Source organism: Collimonas antrihumi (assembly GCF_018304965.1).
Classification (GTDB): domain Bacteria; phylum Pseudomonadota; class Gammaproteobacteria; order Burkholderiales; family Burkholderiaceae_D; genus Collimonas; species Collimonas antrihumi.
Genome location: NZ_JAGQED010000007.1, coordinates 21,971 through 39,640 on the forward strand (window position 1 = coordinate 21,971; position 17,670 = coordinate 39,640).

At 57.4% G+C, this 17,670-nt stretch carries 10 protein-coding genes; 3 read left to right on the top strand and 7 right to left on the bottom strand.

The annotated features are described in order from the left end of the window. The first annotated feature begins 39 nt into the window (after nucleotides 1–39). Both KHU29_RS08585 and KHU29_RS08590 read left to right on the top strand, forming a co-directional pair. Nucleotides 40–1,305 carry a YeaH/YhbH family protein gene (locus tag KHU29_RS08585; protein ID WP_211452395.1) on the top strand — a complete coding sequence of 422 codons (1,266 nt, stop codon included), beginning with the start codon at nucleotides 40–42 and terminating at the stop codon, nucleotides 1,303–1,305. Next, nucleotides 1,302–2,831 (top strand): SpoVR family protein, encoded by a 1,530-nt coding sequence (locus KHU29_RS08590; protein WP_211452396.1) that lies wholly within the window; start codon nucleotides 1,302–1,304, stop codon nucleotides 2,829–2,831. Before KHU29_RS08585 ends, KHU29_RS08590 begins: the two co-directional genes overlap by 4 nt. A gap of 44 nt (nucleotides 2,832–2,875) precedes the next feature. On the opposite strand, the gene guaD is transcribed toward KHU29_RS08590, so the two are convergent. From guaD to xdhA, 4 genes are all read right to left on the bottom strand, one after another. Continuing rightward, nucleotides 2,876–4,228: a guanine deaminase gene (gene guaD / locus KHU29_RS08595; protein ID WP_211452397.1), complete on the bottom strand. Its 1,353-nt coding sequence runs from the start codon at nucleotides 4,226–4,228 to the stop codon at nucleotides 2,876–2,878. Between the two features lie 186 nt (nucleotides 4,229–4,414). After that, nucleotides 4,415–5,503 (bottom strand): xanthine dehydrogenase accessory protein XdhC, encoded by a 1,089-nt coding sequence (gene xdhC / locus KHU29_RS08600; protein WP_211452398.1) that lies wholly within the window; start codon nucleotides 5,501–5,503, stop codon nucleotides 4,415–4,417. A gap of 34 nt (nucleotides 5,504–5,537) precedes the next feature. After that, nucleotides 5,538–7,901, bottom strand: a complete 2,364-nt coding sequence (xdhB, locus tag KHU29_RS08605; protein ID WP_211452399.1) for a xanthine dehydrogenase molybdopterin binding subunit — start codon at nucleotides 7,899–7,901, stop codon at nucleotides 5,538–5,540. 44 nt (nucleotides 7,902–7,945) lie between these two features. Then, complete coding sequence (gene xdhA / locus KHU29_RS08610; RefSeq protein ID WP_246541712.1) at nucleotides 7,946–9,487, bottom strand: xanthine dehydrogenase small subunit; 1,542 nt, start codon at nucleotides 9,485–9,487, stop codon at nucleotides 7,946–7,948. Between the two features lie 526 nt (nucleotides 9,488–10,013). Here xdhA and KHU29_RS08615 point away from each other — a divergent pair. Then, nucleotides 10,014–11,315, top strand: coding sequence for an NCS2 family permease (locus tag KHU29_RS08615; protein WP_211452401.1), 1,302 nt, complete (start codon nucleotides 10,014–10,016; stop codon nucleotides 11,313–11,315). Between the two features lie 82 nt (nucleotides 11,316–11,397). On the opposite strand, the gene metH is transcribed toward KHU29_RS08615, so the two are convergent. The 3 genes from metH to rocD all read right to left on the bottom strand — a co-directional run bounded on the left by metH (nucleotide 11,398) and on the right by rocD (nucleotide 17,429). Continuing rightward, nucleotides 11,398–15,195, bottom strand: a complete 3,798-nt coding sequence (gene metH, locus KHU29_RS08620; protein ID WP_211452402.1) for a methionine synthase — start codon at nucleotides 15,193–15,195, stop codon at nucleotides 11,398–11,400. A gap of 120 nt (nucleotides 15,196–15,315) precedes the next feature. After that, entirely contained in the window at nucleotides 15,316–16,194 is an 879-nt protein-coding gene (locus KHU29_RS08625; protein WP_211452403.1) for a dimethylarginine dimethylaminohydrolase family protein, read from the bottom strand. Then, on the bottom strand, nucleotides 16,191–17,429 hold the full coding sequence (gene rocD / locus KHU29_RS08630) for an ornithine--oxo-acid transaminase (protein ID WP_211452404.1): 1,239 nt from the start codon (nucleotides 17,427–17,429) through the stop codon (nucleotides 16,191–16,193). Before rocD ends, KHU29_RS08625 begins: the two co-directional genes overlap by 4 nt. Between the last annotated feature and the right edge of the window lie 241 nt (nucleotides 17,430–17,670).

Below are 17,670 nucleotides of genomic sequence, written 5' to 3' on the forward strand. Positions count from 1 at the left end.
GGATAAAAGTACCAGCGACTCACCCTAGGAGAGCCGACCGTGTTGCATCAGATAATCGACCGTAGACTGTCTGGCAAGAACAAAAGCATTGCCAACCGAGAGCGCTTTTTACGGCGCTTCCGGGCGGCTATTCATCGCTCCGTGACCGAGGCCGTGCGCGATCGCGGCATCAAGGAAATCGAAAACGCCAAAAGCATCAGCATTCCGCGCAAAGGGATCAACGAGCCGATATTCGGTCACGGTCCGGGCGGCAAGCGCGAGATGGTCCATCCCGGCAATCAGGATTATCTGCAAGGCGACCGCATTGCGCGCCCGGATGGCGGCGCCGGCGGTGGCGGCAGTTCGGCCAGCAATCAGGGGGAAGGCGAAGATGAATTCGTGTTCCAGTTGTCGCGCGAGGAATTCATGCAGTATTTCTTCGAAGACCTGGAATTGCCGCGCCTGATCAAGACTAATCTGCTGGCGGTGCCGAGCTGGAAAAACATGCGCGCCGGTTATTCGACCGCCGGCACGCCTAATAATATCGATATCGTCCGTTCGCTGCGCAGTTCGCTGGGGCGCAGGATTGCGCTTGGTTCGCCGCTGGTGGTCAAGCTGCGCGAGCTGGAGCTGTTGATGGAAGTGCTCAAAGCGGATCCAGAGGACCGGCGCGATGAAATCAAACGCCTGGAAGACGATATTCATCATCTGAAAGGCCGCATCTGGCGCATCCCGTTCATCGATCCTTTCGACCTGCGCTATGTGAACCGGGTCAAGGTGCCGCAACCATCCAGCCAGGCAGTGATGTTTTGCGTGATGGACGTGTCGGGTTCGATGGACGAGCAACGGAAAGACTTGTCGAAGCGCTTCTTTATTCTGCTCTATCTGTTCCTGACCCGTAACTACGAACATATCGAAGTCGTCTTCATCCGTCATCACACGCGCGCCGACGAGGTCGATGAAGATACATTCTTTCATTCGCAGGAAAGCGGCGGCACGGTGGTGTCGAGCGCGCTGGAATTGATGAAGAAGATCATTGACGAGCGTTATCCGCCGGGGGACTGGAATATCTACGGCGCCCAGGCCTCAGATGGCGACAACTGGAACGACGATTCGCCGAAATGCCGGGAGCTGCTGGAGCTGGAGATACTGCCGCGCTCACGCTATTTCGCCTATATCCAGGTAACGGTGGAAGAGCAGAATTTGTGGACCGAGTACCAGCAGATCGCCGCGGTCAATCCACAGTTTGCGATGAAAAAAGTACAGTCCGCCAGCGAGATCTATCCGGTGTTCCGTGAGCTGTTTGAGAAACAGGTGCAGTCATGAACGACCGTCTGAAAAATCAAGTGTTGCCTTGCCCATCCGACTGGACTTTCGATCTGATCGAGTTGTACAACGAAGAGATTGCCCGCGTTGCCGCGAATTACAAGCTGGATATCTATCCGATCCAGCTGGAAATCATTACCGCTGAACAGATGATGGATGCCTACGCCTCGGCTGGCATGCCGGTTAATTACCGGCACTGGTCGTTCGGCAAGCATTTCCTGATGACGGAGCGCGACTACAAGCGCGGGCAGATGGGGCTGGCCTACGAAATCGTCATCAATTCGAATCCGTGTATCGCCTATCTGATGGAAGAAAACACCATGACGATGCAGGCGCTGGTGGTGGCGCATGCGGCATACGGGCACAATTCTTTTTTCAAGGGTAACTACCTGTTCCAGCTGTGGACCGATGCCCACGCGATCATCGATTACCTGGTCTATGCCAAGAGCTACATCGCTGAATGCGAAGAGCGCCACGGTTATTCCAAGGTCGAGGAATTGCTCGATTCCTGTCATGCGCTGATGCATTACGGCGTCGACCGTTATAAGCGGCCGCAGAAATTGTCGCTGGAAAAAGAACGGGCGCAGCGGCGCGAACGCGCGGATTACATGCAGTCGCAGGTCAATGAATTGTGGCGTACCTTACCTGAAAAAAAGGTGGGAGCAGCCGAGCAGATTGACGGACGTTTTCCGTCTGAGACGCAAGAAAACCTCTTGTACTTCGCCGAAAAAAATTCGCCGCTGCTGGAATCCTGGGAGCGCGAAGTGATTCGCATCGTGCGCAAGATCGCACAGTATTTTTATCCGCAGCGCCAGACTCAGGTCATGAATGAAGGCTGGGCCACGTTCTGGCATTACACCATTCTCAACACGCTGTACGACGAAGGCAAGCTGACCGACGGTTTCATGATGGAATTCCTGCACTCGCATAGCAACGTGGTGTATCAGCCACCGGTCACCAAATCGTATTACAGCGGCATGAATCCCTATGCACTCGGTTTTGGCATGATGACCGATATCCGCCGTATCTGCGAACACCCAACCGACGAGGATCGCGAATGGTTTCCCGAGCTGGCAGGAACGCCTTGGCTGGATACCTTGCATTACGCGATGCGCAATTTCAAGGATGAGAGTTTTGTCGCTCAATATCTGTCGCCGAAGCTGATACGCGACATGCGTCTGTTTGCCGTGCTGGACGATGAACGTCGCAGTGAGCTGGAGGTTTCTGCCATCCATAATGAGGCCGGCTATCAATACGTGCGGCAAGCCTTGTCGCGCCAATACGACATCAACCACCGGGAACCGAACATCCAGGTCTGGTCGGTTAACACGCGCGGCGACCGTAGTCTGACATTGCGCCATTTCCGTAGCGACGACCGGCCGTTGGCAGACGGCACCGATGAAATATTACGGCACATGGCGCGCCTGTGGCAGTTCGATGTGTATCTGGAGAGTGTCGACGACAGTGGTAATGTTTTGCAGCGCTATGAATGCGTCAGTGAAAACAAATACATGCTGCAGCCTTGATATCGGATTAGGCGTAGGGTGGGCATACGTGCCCACTCTACGTCCTAGGTGCTCGCTGCAGCCCGGCTATGCACCAATTGTCCGGCGGCATAGGTAGCAGCAATAGTCCGGTCATCCCCCAGCAACGCCAGCGCAAACAACAACTCTTCCAGGCTCTCTGTACGCTCACTGCGGCGCGCCAACAGTGGCGTAGCCTGCGGATCGAGTACAATGAAGTCGGCTTCGGCGCCGGCGACGAAATTGCCGATAGTTCCTTCCAGTTGCATGCTGCGCGCACCGCCCAGCGTAGCCAGGTAAAACATGCGTAGCGCCGGCAGATAGGTGGTTGCCATACGCGCCACCTTATAGGCTTCGTTCATGGTCTGCAGCATGGAGAAACTGGTGCCGCCGCCGACATCGGTAGCCAGCGACAGTGGCATTCCTGCTGCATCGGCGCCTTTGAAATCGAACAAGCCGCTGCCTAGAAACAGATTCGAAGTCGGGCAAATCGCGATGGCCGATTGTGTCTCCGCCATGCGTTGACGATCATGGTTGTCGAGCCAGACGCAATGGCCATACATGGAACGCGGCCGCAACATGCCGTATTTGTCGTACACATCCATGTAGCTGCGCGAATCGGGGAACAGAGATTTGACCCATGCAATCTCATCGATATTTTCCGCGGCGTGAGTTTGCAGGTACACATCCGGATAAGCCTGTGCCAGCTCGCCTGCCAGTTGCAGCTGAGCGTTGCTGGAGGTAGGCGCGAAACGGGGTGTGATTGCGTACAACTGACGGCCGCGCTTGTGCCATTTCTTCAGCAATTCTTCCGTGTCGCGGATGCCGCCTTCAGCGGTATCTTGCAAGAAATCCGGGCAGTTCCGGTCCATCAGAACCTTGCCGGTCACCATCCGCAGATTGCGCGCTTCGCTGGCATTGAAGAAGGCGTCGACTGAAGTCGGATTGACTGTGCAGTACACCATCGCAGTGGTGGTGCCGCAGCGAAGCAATTCGTCGATAAAGAATTTGGCGACATCGCTGGCGTGGGCCGGATCGTCAAACTTGCGCTCGGTCGGGAACGTATATTTTTCCAGCCAAGGCAGCAAGCCCGGCGCCGGCGAGGCGATCATGTCGGTTTGCGGATAGTGCAAATGGGTGTCGATAAAACCCGGCATGATGATCTTGCCGCGGTAATCCTGGATCTTCAGTTCGGTTTTCAGCTCGGCGCGCAATTGCGCCGACAACTGCTGATAGTCGCCAGCTGCCACCACCTTGCCGTCGGCAATCAGCAGCAGGCCATCTTCATGCCATTGATGAGCATCTGCATGATGGGCCGGATCGGCGGTGAAATGGAGAACACTAGCGCGGTATGCCTGCAATGCTGACTGATCGATATTGCTGAAGCTGATGGCTGCCATGAAACTATCCTTGAATGAAAACGTAAACAAATGCCAATATTGGAAATATCTCTAAACCATCGTCATCCTCGCGAACGCGGGGATCCAAATTACTGCATCACAGAGTGACTAATATGGATTCCCGTGTTCGCGGGAATGACGGGGTCGCCGAGACGTCGGAGAGTTATTAGATTTGCATATAAATAATTAAATTTCGCTGACAAGCTGCGGCCCCAATTGCGGCGCTGCTGTCAATTCTTGTTTGGCAATCTGCTCCCAGACCTGCAGCAATTGCGCGGTGACCGAGGCAGCGATGACTGCCGGCTCCTTGCCGACAATGCCGGGAATGCCGATAGGGCAGACCATGTCGGCCAGACGCTCAAGAGGAATACCGCGCTCATGCAAACGATGCTCGAACTGCATGCGCTTGCTCTTCGAGCCGATCAGGCCGAACCAGGCAACGCCATCGCGCTGCAGAATCTGTGCCGACAAGCGTTGGTCGAGCGCGTGATTGTGGGTCATGACCAGGAAGCTGGAGCCGGCCGGAGCGCTATCCACCAAGGCTTCCGGCGTATCGGTAGCTTCCACGCAGACGTTGGCCGGCAACTCATCCGGAAACATTTCTTCCCGCTCGTCGATCCAGACCACCCGGCATGGCAAATCGCCGAGCGCCTTGACGATTGCCGCGCCGACGTGGCCGGCGCCAAACAGAAATAATTGCGGCCGTGTCGCCAGGCAGGCATCGAGCAGCCAGCGCTTGCCATTATCGTCGCGCAAGACCAGGCAGGCGCCGAGGGCGTTGACTGACGGCGTCGATAAAGACGGCAGGGTCGGCAGCCGCCCCGGTCCATGCAGGCGTTCGCCTTCGCCATCGCATAGCGCCGGCGGTGTGGCATCATCCAAGGCGACCAGGCGCCAGCTGTCTTCGGCTTCGCGCAAGCGACGTTGCAGGAAACTGAAATAATCGGCTGCGGCGGGCGTTACGCGTTCAAACGCCAGATGCACGACGCCGCCGCAACACTGGCCCAGCGATGGCCCAAGTGAAAACCGTTGCAGGCGACGTTCACGGGTAAGCGACAAGCCCTCATCCAGCATTTCGCGGGCGATCCGGATTGCTTGCAATTCGAGATGGCCGCCACCGATGGTGTCGAACTGGCCGACTGCGGTCACCACCATTTTGGCGCCCGGCTCACGCGGACCGGAACCTTCGACCTGCGCCACGGTGACCAGGATCGCCGTGGTGGATTGCGAAGGTTGCGTGATCAGCGTGGTTAGCGCATCCAGCCAGTTGCTCATGATGAGTCTCCCGATGATGGGTAAAAGCGCTGAATCAGGCCGCACGCGCCATGGCGCGCACAGCATCGACCGCCTTGAGAATCGCTTCGCTGGTCGCCGGTGCATTCAGCGGCGGATTGAAGCGCTTACCGCCGACACTGGCGATCGCATCGCGGATCGCGAAAAATACCGAGAACGGCAGCAGCAAAGGCGGTTCGCCAACAGCTTTGGAGCGGTGGATGCTGTCTTCGACGTTGCGATTCTTGAACAGGTTGACGCGGAAATCCTGAGGGCAATCTGAAATACCAGGGATCTTGTAAGTCGACGGCGCGTGGGTCATCAGCTTGCCGTCCTTGTTCCACCACAGTTCTTCCGTGGTGAGCCAACCCATGCCTTGAATGAACGCACCTTCAACCTGGCCGATATCTATAGCCGGATTGAGCGACTGGCCGGCATCGTACAAAGCGTCGGCGCGCAGCAATTTCCATTCGCCGGTGAACGTATCGACTACCACTTCCGATACCGAGGCACCGTAGGCAAAGTAGGAGAAAGGCCGGCCGGTCATGGTTTTCGGATCCCAATGCAAACCCGGGGTGGCGTAAAAACCGTCAGACCATAATTGAACCCGCGACAGATACGCCTTTTGCGCCAGCTCGCCAAACGCCATGCTGTGCTCGCCGAGATGGATCGCGCCGGCAGCGAAAGTCACCGCCTTGGCGTCGCCGCCGTGCAATTTGGCGAAGAATTCTGCCAAACGTTGGCGAATGGTGTGCGCGGCGTCCTGTGCTGCCTTGCCGTTCAGGTCGGCCCCGGTGGATGCTGCGGTAGCCGAAGTGTTGGCGACCTTGCTGGTATCGGTCGCGCTGACGCGTACCAGTTCCAACGGAATCCCGAGCTCATGCGCCACTACCTGCGCCACCTTGGTGTTGATGCCCTGGCCCATTTCGGTGCCGCCGTGATTCACCAGTACCGAGCCGTCGGTGTAGACGTGCACCAGCGCGCCCGCCTGGTTGAAGTGGGTGACGTTGAAGGCGATGCCGAATTTGACCGGTGTCAGCGCCAGGCCCTTTTTCAGTACCGGACTGGTGGCGTTGAACGCTTCGACGGCAGCGCGGCGTTGCCGGTATTCGCTGCTGGCTTCCAATTCAGCCACCAGCTCATGAATCACGTTATCGACGATCTTCTGACCGTATTGCGTGACGTTGCGGCCCTCCTCATCGTTGCGGCCGTAGAAATTCAGCTTGCGGATATCCAGCGCATCGCGGCCCAGGTTGCGGGCGATTTCGTCGACGATGTATTCGATTGCAATCGCACCCTGCGGTCCGCCGAAACCACGGAAGGCTGTGTTCGATTGGGTATTGGTCTTGCCGCAACTTGCCTTGATGTCGACATCGGACAGGTAGTAGGTATTGTCGAAATGGCAGACTGCACGGGTTGCTACCGGCGCCGACAAGTCGGCCGAGAAACCGGCGCGGCTCACCATGTCGACTTTTGCGGCGACGATCCGGCCGGCATCGTCGTAACCGACTTCGTAATCGTAATAGAAACAATGGCGCTTGCCGGTGACCATCATGTCGTCGTCGCGGTCGGCGCGCAGCTTGACCGGGCGTTTCAGTTTGGCCGCGGCAATCGCCGCCACCGCCGCCCACAAGGCCGATTGCGATTCCTTGCCGCCGAAGCCGCCGCCCATGCGGCGGCATTCCACCACGATGTTATGCGAATGCACGTCCAGCGCATGCGCCACTACGTGCTGCATTTCGGTTGGATGCTGGGTCGAACACAGCACCAGCATGCCGTTCTGTTCTTTCGGGATGGCGTAGGAAATCTGGCCTTCCAGGTAAAACTGTTCCTGGCCGCCGACATACAACTGGCCGCTGGCACGATGCGGCGCGCTCTCGAAAGCTTTCTGCGCATCGCCGCGCGCCAGGTGCATCGGCGGCAATACATAGGATTTGGCCGCATGCGCTGCTTGTGGCGTCAGGATGGCTGGCAATTCTTCATAATCGATGACGACTTTGCGCACGGCACGGCGCGCATTGTCGTGCGTGTCAGCGACTACCGCGAAGATCGGCTGTCCCACGTATTCGACCAGGCCCTTGGCTAGAATCGGATCGTCGTGAAGGATGGGGCCGCAATCGTTGGCGCCGGGGATGTCGGCTTCAGTGAATACTGCCACCACACCAGGTGCGCTGCGCACGGCGTCGAGGTTGATCGAGCGAATCCGGGCGTGGGCTTTTTGCGACATGCCGAGCGCGGCGTGCAGCGTGCCTTGCGCTTCCGGAATGTCGTCGGTGTAGGTGGCTTCGCCCAACACGTGCAAGATCGCCGATTCGTGCGGATGCGATTGACCGACTTCCGCCCAGGCAATGCTGCTGTCTTGCGGCGCGGTTTTCATAAAAACTTCAGTTTGCTTGTTCATGGTCTCTACTCTTTGTCTTCGCTGGCTGTGAACTTACTGTCTACTCAAGCACACACAAAAGGATTCACCTGATCGGTGCGCAACGGCGCATCGACACGGGTTTCCAGCCAGAACCGGCGTAGCAGATTCTGCGACGTCTTCATCCGATATTCGGCGGAAGCGCGCATGTCCGATAGCGGTTTGTAATCGTCGGTCATCAGCGCTACCGCGGCTTCCATCACGCTTTCACTCCAGACCTGGCCGCGCAATGCAGCTTCAGTCAGTGCAGCGCGCTTCGGCGTTGCCGCCATGCCGCCGAAGGCGATGCGGATATCACTGATCTTGTCGCCGTCGAGGGTGACAGAAAACGCCGCACAGACGGCTGAAATGTCCTGGTCGAAACGCTTGGCCAGTTTGTAAGTACGGAAGCGTTGTCCCGCATGCGGCAATGGAATGCGTACGCCTTCGACAAATTCATCGGCTTGCATGTCTTTTTTCATGTAGTCCAGATACAACGCTTCCAGCGGCATCACACGCTGCCCGGCCGGACCGCGCAGTACGACTTGCGCACCGAGTGCAATCAGCCATGGCGGCGAGTCGCCGATAGGCGAGCCGTTGGCGACGTTGCCGCCCAAGGTGCCGGCATTGCGGATCGGCAGCGAGGCAAAGCGTTGCCACATTTCCGATAATTCAGGATAGATCTTGCAGATCTCGGCGTAGGCGTCGTTCAGCGTTACGCCGGCGCCTATTTCAAGTTGTCCGTCGCGTGTGACCATCGCGTTCAGTTCGGTCACCTGGCCGAGGTAGATGATGTCGCCCAGATCGCGCATCTGCTTGGTGACCCACAGGCCGACATCGGTCGAGCCGGCCAGGATGCGTGCGTTCGGTTTGGCGGCGCGTACTTCTACCAGTTGCGCCAGCGTGCGTGGTGCGTAGAAAGTCTGGCCATCGTGCTTGTAGACGAATATATCGTCACGTTGCAACGGTTGCAGCGCGTGTTGCAAGGCTTCACGGTCGAAGCCGACTGCCGGCAATTCGCCCATCCGGTGCGCGGCGTCGATGATCGGGCGGTAGCCGGTGCAGCGGCACAGGTTGCCGGATAGCGCGATGTCGATATCTTTGCGTTGTAACGGCTGGCAAGCGCCAGCGCTTGCCGTAGTTCCAGCCGACTTGCACGCAGGAGCCTGGCTGCCATCGTTTTTCAGATACAGGTCCCACAGCGACATCACAAAGCCCGGTGTGCAGAAACCGCATTGCGAGCCGTGGCATTCGACCATGGCTTGCTGGACTGGATGCAAGGCGCCGTTGTCTTGTTTCAGGTCTTCCACTGTATACAAGGCTTTGCCATCCAGCGTCGGCAGAAACTGGATACAGGAATTGACCGATTTGAGCGTGACGCCATCGGCAGTCTGTTCGCCGATGACGACGGTGCAGGCGCCGCAATCACCTTCGGCGCAGCCTTCCTTGCTGCCGGTGCAGTGCAGGTCTTCCCGCAAATGTTGCAAGATGGTGCGGGTAGGCGCGGCCTGATCTACAGTGTGGATTTCACCACGGTAGTAGAAACGGATGACATTCTCGGCCGTGGAATGAGGTGCGGGCGTAGACAAGACGATCTCCAATCGAGTGGCGACTGTTGCAAAAACTGAGTCTTCGGGGCCGTATCGCCGGTATTGCCTGTGGGCGCTACCGCTCGTTACATATGGCCAGACTGACTTTGCAACGGTCTATTAATTATGGCCCCAGATTAGCATTTGCGCCGAGGCTCCATATAGCGATACGGCTAATGTCAGGTATCTTTAAAATGGAATAGGGAACGCATAAGTAATTCCATTTAGCAAATATAGGTATTGCCAGAGCGATATTATTGATCAATCATCGATTGGTGATGTATTTGATAATTTTTGATGTATTTCTAATGCATTTCGGACGCAGAAAATCTTCGGCGACGGTAAATGCGGGGCTATCAATGCGGTGGCGGGAGCGGGTATCATCACGCCTGAATAATTGATATTTCCCACGGAGCATAATTGTGACCCCATCCCGCAGCACAGTACTTTGCCGGAACTCCGCACCAAGTGGCGCAGCGCGGCAGCCAGAAAACCAAAAACAACAATAATCAAGGAGACACCCACAATGCAGCTGCTCGAGAATTTTTTCAAGCTTAAAGAAAACGGCACGGACGTCCGCACCGAACTGATCGCCGGACTCACCACTTTCCTGACGATGGCTTACATCATCTTCGTCAACCCGGCCATCCTGGGCGATGCCGGCATGCCGAAGGGCGCCGTCTTCGTTGCTACCTGCTTGGCAGCCGCCATCGGTACCCTGATCATGGCCATGTACGCCAATTATCCGATTGCCCTGGCACCCGGCATGGGCCTCAACGCCTATTTTGCCTACGCGGTGGTGAAGGGCATGGGGGTTTCGTGGGAAGTGGCGCTGGGCGCCGTCTTCATTTCCGGTTGCCTGTTTATCATCGTCAGCCTGGTCGGCATCCGCGGCATGATCGTCAACGGCATTCCGCCTACGATACGGATTGCCATTACTTCAGGTATCGGCCTGTTCCTCGGTTTCATCGCGCTCAAGAGTTCGGGCCTGGTGGTCGCCAATCCGGCTACTTTCGTGCAAATCGGCGATCTCCACCAAATCCCGGTGATCCTGTCGATTATCGGCTTCCTGCTGATCGTGGTGCTGGATCACCTCAAGGTCAAAGGTGCGATCCTGATCGGCATCCTGACCGTTACCGTGCTCAGCTTTCTGGTCGGTGGCAATACCTTCACCGGCGTGGTGGCGATGCCGCCATCGATCGAGCCGACCCTGTTCAAGCTCGACATCATGGGCGCCTTGTCCATGGGTATCATGAACATCGTGCTGGTGTTTTTCCTGGTCGAAATGTTCGATGCGACCGGCACCATGATGGGCGTGGCGAACCGTGCCGGCTTGCTGGTCAATGGCAAGATGGCGCGTCTTAACAAGGCTTTGCTGGCGGACAGCACGGCAATTGTCGCCGGCACCCTGCTGGGCACATCCAGCACCACGGCCTATGTCGAAAGCGCCGCCGGGGTCCAGGCTGGCGGCCGTACCGGCTTGACTTCGCTGGCGGTTGGCATCCTGTTTCTGGCTTGCCTGTTCATCTCGCCGCTGGCCGGCGCCGTGCCTGCCTACGCTACTGCGCCGGCATTGTTCTATGTTGCCGGCCTGATGCTGCGCGAGCTGGTGCATCTGAACTGGGAAGACAGCACCGAAAGCGTGCCGGCAGTGATCACCGTGCTGATGATCCCGTTCACCTATTCGATTGCCAACGGGATTGCCTTCGGCTTCATCTCGTACGCAGCGTTGAAACTGTTCACCGGCCGCGCGAAGCAAGTGCCGGTGATGGTCTGGGTTATTGCTGCGATCTTCCTGTTCAAGTTCATCCACTTGGGTGGCGACTGACGACCGGATTGCTTATTGGCTGAAATAATGGCTGAAAAAAAGGGAGCGTTTTTGAAACGCTCCCTTTTTTATCAGGTTCAATTTACAAATTCGGCGCCAGCCAGCGCTCGACATCGTCCTTGCTGACACCACGCCGGGCCGCCATATCGCTGACCTGGTCGTCGCCAACCTTGCCGACCACGAAGTACTTCGATTCAGGATGGGCAAAATAAAAGCCGGATACCGCAGCGCCCGGGAACATGGCGAATGAATCGGTGAGCAGCATGCCGATTTCATCGCACTGCAAGAGCTTGAACATGTCAGCCTTGACCGTGTGTTCCGGACAGGCCGGATAACCTGGGGCAGGGCGGATGCCGCTGTAGCTTTCCTTGATCAAGGCTTCGTTGGACAGATTTTCGTCCGGTACATAGCCCCACAAGTCCTTACGCACCCGCTCGTGCAGGTATTCAGCGAAGGCTTCCGCCAAGCGATCCGCCAGCGACTTCAGCATGATCGACGAATAATCGTCATGCGCATCTTCGAAGCGCTTTTCGTATTTCTCGATGCCGAGGCCACTGGTGACGGCGAACAAGCCGATATAGTCGGCAATCCCGGAAGATTTCGGTGCAATGAAATCGGACAGGCATTGATTGGGACGCGCAACGCCGTCGATCACCGGCTTCACGGTTTGCTGACGCATGCCGTAGTAGGTAAACGCGACTTTGCTACGGGTTTCATCGGTGTAGATTTCGATGTCGTCATCATTCACCGTATTGGCCGGCATCAGCGCGATGACGCCATTGGCAGTCAGCCAGCGGCCGTCGATCAGTTTCTTCAGCAGCGCCTGGCCTTCTTCGAATACCTTGCTGGCGGCTTCACCCACCACTTCATCTTTGAGAATGGCGGGATACGGACCGGCCAGATCCCAGGTCTGGAAGAACGGACCCCAGTCGATGTAGCGCGCCAGTGTGCCCAGGTCGACGTTCTTGAACACGCGGCGACCGATGAATTTGGGTTTGACCGGCGCAAACTGCAGCCGCGTGCGATTCTCGCGGGCGGCCGCCAACGTCAACAGCGGTACCGTTTTCTTTTTAGCGTGCTGTTCGCGAATCCGTTCGTAATCGAGTGCGATGTCGTTGATGTACTGATCGCGTTGTTCCGGCGTCAGCAATGACTGCGCTACCGATACCGAGCGTGAAGCGTCTGGTACGTAGACCACCGGGCCTTCGTAATTCGGCGCAATTTTGACTGCGGTGTGGGCGCGGCTGGTAGTGGCGCCACCAATCAGCAAAGGCATCTTGACGCTGCGGAAATACGGATCGCGCTGCATTTCCTTGGCGACGTGCGCCATTTCTTCCAGCGACGGTGTAATCAAGCCGCTCAGGCCGATGATGTCGGCATTCTCCGCTTTCGCCATCGCCAGGATTTCCGAGCACGGCACCATCACGCCCATGTTGACCACTTCGAAATTATTGCACTGCAAGACCACCGATACGATGTTCTTGCCGATGTCATGCACGTCGCCCTTGACCGTGGCGATCACGATCTTGCCCTTGGGTTTGGCGGCAATGCCGGTCAGCTCTTCGTGCAGGCGCTTTTCTTCTTCGATGTAGGGAATCAGGTGGGCCACCGCCTGCTTCATCACGCGCGCCGATTTGACCACCTGCGGCAAGAACATCTTGCCCTGGCCGAACAGGTCGCCGACGATGTTCATGCCATCCATCAGCGGGCCTTCGATCACATGGATCGGACGGCCGCCGTTGCCTAGCAATTCCTGGCGGGCTTCCTCAGTATCTTCCACTATCCATTGCGTGATACCTTGCACCAGCGCGTGTGCCAGCCGTTGCTGCACGGTGCCGCTACGCCATTCCAGCGTTGCTTCTTCTTTCTTGTCGCCAGCCTTCAAGGTCGAGGCGATTTCGATCATGCGTTCGGTGGCATCTTCGCGGCGGTTCAGCACCACGTCCTCGACTCGCTCGCGCAGTTCGGCAGACAGATTGTCGTACACGCCCATCATGCCGGCGTTGACGATGCCCATTGTCATGCCGGCTTTGATCGCGTGATACAGGAACACGGTATGGATTGCCTCACGCGCCGGATCATTGCCGCGGAAGCTGAAACTGACGTTGGAGACGCCGCCGCTGATCTTGGCGTAAGGCAGGTTCTCGCGAATCCAGCGGGTGGCATTGATGAAATCGACTGCGTAATTGTTGTGCTCTTCGATACCAGTCGCAATCGCGAAAATGTTCGGATCGAAAATGATGTCTTCCGGCGGGAAGCCGATCTGATCGACCAGCAACCGGTAGGCGCGCTCGCAAATTTCGATCTTGCGTTCGTAGGTATCGGCCTGGCCTTTTTCATCGAAGGCCATGACGATCACGGCCGCGCCGTAGCGGCGGCATAATTTGGCCTGGCGCAGGAATTCCGGTTCGCCTTCTTTCATCGAAATCGAGTTGACGACGGCTTTGCCTTGCACGCACTTCAAGCCCGCTTCGATCACCGACCATTTGGACGAGTCGATCATGATCGGCACCCGCGCGATATCGGGTTCGGAAGCGATCAGGTTGAGGAAGCGCTGCATCGCCGCCACCGAATCCAGCATCGCTTCATCCATGTTGATATCGATGACTTGCGCGCCGTTTTCAACCTGCTGGCGCGCTACCGCCAACGCTTCGTCGTATTGCTCGTTGAGGATCAGCCGCGCGAAAGCCTTGGAGCCGGTGACGTTGGTACGCTCGCCGACGTTGACGAACAGCGAGTCGTCATCGATGGTGAACGGCTCCAACCCCGACAGCCGCATCTCGTGCGTGGTCTCGGGAACGGTGCGTGGCGCAATGTTGGCGACGGTGTCGGCAATCGCCTTGATATGCGGCGGCGTGGTGCCGCAGCAACCGCCGGCGATGTTGACGAAACCACTCTCGGCGAAATCCTTGAGCAGCGACGATGTGACGTCCGGGGTTTCATCGAAACCGGTGTCGCTCATTGGATTGGGCAGCCCGGCGTTAGGATAAATACAGACGAAGGTATCGGCGATTTTCGACAATTCTTCGGCGTAGGGCCGCATCAATGCCGCACCCAATGCGCAGTTGAGGCCAACCGTCAGCGGTTTGGCGTGGCGGATCGAGTTCCAGAATGCCGGTACGGTTTGTCCCGACAGGATACGTCCCGAGGCGTCGGTCACGGTGCCGGAAATCATGATCGGCAGGCGCGCTTTTCCGTTACCCTTGGACTCTTCAAAGAAGGTATCGATGGCGAACAGCGCCGCCTTGCAATTCAAGGTATCGAAAATGGTTTCGACCAGCAGCACGTCGGCGCCGCCTTCTACCAGGCCGCGGGTCTGTTCCAGATACGACGCGACCAGCTGGTCGAAGGTGACATTGCGTGCCGCCGGATCATTCACATCCGGTGAGATCGACGCCGTTTTAGGTGTCGGTCCGAGTGCGCCGGCGACGAAGCGTGGCTTGTCCGGTGTTGAATATTTGTCGCAGGCGGCACGCGCCAGCCGCGCCGAGGCGACGTTCATTTCATAGGCCAGATGCGCCATATGGTAATCGTCCTGGGCCACAGTGGTGGCGCCGAAGGTATTGCTTTCGATCAGATCGGCGCCGGCCGCCAGATATTCTTCGTGGATGGCACTGATGATATGCGGCTGGGTCAGCGACAGCAGCTCGTTATTACCTTTGACGAACAACTCCCGGCCGGGGCCGGTGAAGTCGATGAAACGACCGTTGGGTCCGCCGCGATAATCTTCTTCCGTCAGCTTGTATTGCTGGATCATGGTGCCCATCGCGCCATCCAGGATCAGGATGCGTTGCGCCAGCAGCTGGCGCAGGCGGGCTTCGGTTGTCAAAGCAGTAGTCGAAGCGGCGGTCGAGGTTGGTGCGGATGCGGAAGGCGTCATTAGCGTACTCTGGTCAGTAAGAACGCAAAAAACCCGGTCGCCGATAGCGCCGGGTTGTTTGCAAAGGCAATGCCAGAAATTATACGTTAAATCAATGGCTTGCGTATGCCCCTAAGCTGATTACGCAGCTTCCTGGCGGGCTACCCGCGTAGCGCCCTGATGTGGTTCATTCAGCTTCAGGGTCAGGCATTTTGCTGCGCCGCCAGCCTTGAGGAATTCGGTCAGTGCTGTCTGATGTACAACAAATCCGTGCGTCTGCAACTGCGCGACCAGGGCATCGGATGCCTGGTTCAGGAAGATATGACGACCGGAGTTGACGGTATTGCAAGCAAAATGCAGGGCATCTTCGCTGCTGACGATGATCCGTTTGTCAGCCGGAACACGGGCCGTGATCTCGGCCTGCGAAGCCGCATCGAACGCTTCCGGGAAATACATCACGTAGCCGCCGGCCAGAGGGCAGAAGCAGGTATCCAGATGATAGAAGCGCGCATCGACCAGTTTCAGCGGCTGCACTTCGATGTCCAGCAATTCCGACAGGCGCGTGGCGCAGGCGATATCCGAACGATGGCCGTGGCCGAACCACAGCAGGTTTTCGCTGCGATCCATCAAGGCATCGCCGGCGCCTTCGAAAGGCAATTCCGGCGGCAAGGTCAGCACCTCGAAACCATGGGCGGTAAACGCGGCGTCGAAATAGACTTCCTCGGCCTGCCTTTCGACATGGCGGAAACGCGAGAGCACCACCTTGTTACCCAACACCACGCCGGCATTGGCAGTAAACACCAGATCAGGGACGCCCGGCATGGCCGGCATCATCTTGATGTTTGCTACTTGTCCGATCGCCTCCACCAGCGCCAGCCACTGTTGCATGGCGACGTTACGGTTGCCATGCGCAATATTGCCTGCCATCCACGGATTAATGACGTAAGAAACTTCAAAATGGTCTGGAGCGCACATCAGGAATGTGTCCTCCGCGGTATGGTCCAGCAGGTGGTTGGTCATGCGTAGCTCCTTTCGGTCAGGTGGGCGGGTGGTGAAGATAACGATGAAAATGTATGCCTGATAGCTTCCAGTGCGGCGTCGATATCATTGGCAGTAATGATCAGAGGCGGCGCAAAGCGCACTACCGTGTCATGTGTATCTTTCGACAAAATTCCTTGCAGCATCAGGCGCTCGCAAAATTCGCGTGCAGAAATAAAGCTCGGATCGAGGTCCATGCCGATCAGCAAGCCTTTGCCGCGAATCTGACGGATTGCCGGGTGTTGTATTGCGCGCAAACCCGTCAGTAAGCGCTCACCCATGCGTTGCGCGTTATCTGCCAGCTTTTCGTCACGCAACAGGCGCAATGCAGCGTGGCCGACTGCGGCCGACAACGGGTTGCCGCCGAAGGTGCTGCCGTGATCGCCAGGCGTAAATACCGCCATCAGATCTTCCCGGGCCAAAAACGCCGATACCGGCAGCAAGCCGCCGCCGAGTGCTTTGCCCAGAATCAAACCGTCCGGCTTGATGCCGTCGTGATCGCTGGCCAGCAAGCGGCCGGTGCGGCCGAGGCCGGTTTGCACTTCGTCGCAAATCAGCAACACGTTATGGCGGTCGCAGATTTCGCGGCACTTTGCCAGATAGCCTTCGGGCGGCACGATGATGCCGGCTTCGCCCTGGATCGGTTCCACCAGGAAAGCTGTGGTGCGCGGGGTAATGGCCGCTTCCAGTGCGGCGGCGTCGCCAAACGGTACACTGACGAAGCCGCCGGAAAACGGTCCGAAGCCGTCGCGATACTGCGCTTCCGACGAGAAGCCGACGATGGTGGTGGTGCGGCCGGCGAAATTACCGCGGCAAACGATGATTTCGGCGGTCTGGTCGGCAATGCCTTTTACTTTGTGGCCCCATTTGCGGGCCGCCTTGATGGCCGTTTCCACCGCTTCCGCGCCGCTGTTCATCGGCAGCGCCTTCGGCATACCGGTCATTTCGCAGAGCAGTTGCAGGAAAGGTCCCAGCTGGTCGCTATAAAACGCCCTGGAAACGACTGCCAACTGGCCGGCCTGCTTGCTCAGTGCCGCCACAAGAGCAGGGTGGCCATGGCCGAAACTGACCGCGGAATAGGCCGACATCATATCCATGTAACGTTTGCCGTCCTGATCCCACAACCAGATTCCTTTGCCGCTGCTGAGCACTACTGGCAGTGGTGAATAGTTGTGCGCGCAATAGCGGTCTTCGAGAGTTATTGCATGGTTCTTCATGGTTTGCTCCAGGTGAGGCCACTTCTAAGAACCTGGCCGAGGCTACGATCGATGTGCCGATGGCATTTTGTCCGTTGCCGGAAGCTGGCTGAGACGCTTAGAGGTGGCTGCAAATTTCTGTAGTTATAGGTTTAACGCAAGGTTTAATGCGATGTTGCTGCATCTGGCTACATGATAATCACAAGCACTGGAAATATTTGTGCATAATTGATCATCAATTAGATGTAATCTGCACGAATCG

Excerpts from the sequence above, each read along its gene's own strand:
- KHU29_RS08590 (WP_211452396.1), top strand. The coding sequence starts at position 1,302 with ATGAACGACCGTCTGAAAAATCAAGTGTTGCCTTGCCCATCCGACTGG.
- guaD (WP_211452397.1), bottom strand. The coding sequence starts at position 4,228 with ATGGCAGCCATCAGCTTCAGCAATATCGATCAGTCAGCATTGCAGGCA.
- xdhC (WP_211452398.1), bottom strand. The coding sequence starts at position 5,503 with ATGAGCAACTGGCTGGATGCGCTAACCACGCTGATCACGCAACCTTCG.
- xdhB (WP_211452399.1), bottom strand. The coding sequence starts at position 7,901 with ATGAACAAGCAAACTGAAGTTTTTATGAAAACCGCGCCGCAAGACAGC.
- KHU29_RS08615 (WP_211452401.1), top strand. The coding sequence starts at position 10,014 with ATGCAGCTGCTCGAGAATTTTTTCAAGCTTAAAGAAAACGGCACGGAC.
- metH (WP_211452402.1), bottom strand. The coding sequence starts at position 15,195 with ATGACGCCTTCCGCATCCGCACCAACCTCGACCGCCGCTTCGACTACT.
- KHU29_RS08625 (WP_211452403.1), bottom strand. The coding sequence starts at position 16,194 with ATGACCAACCACCTGCTGGACCATACCGCGGAGGACACATTCCTGATG.
- rocD (WP_211452404.1), bottom strand. The coding sequence starts at position 17,429 with ATGAAGAACCATGCAATAACTCTCGAAGACCGCTATTGCGCGCACAAC.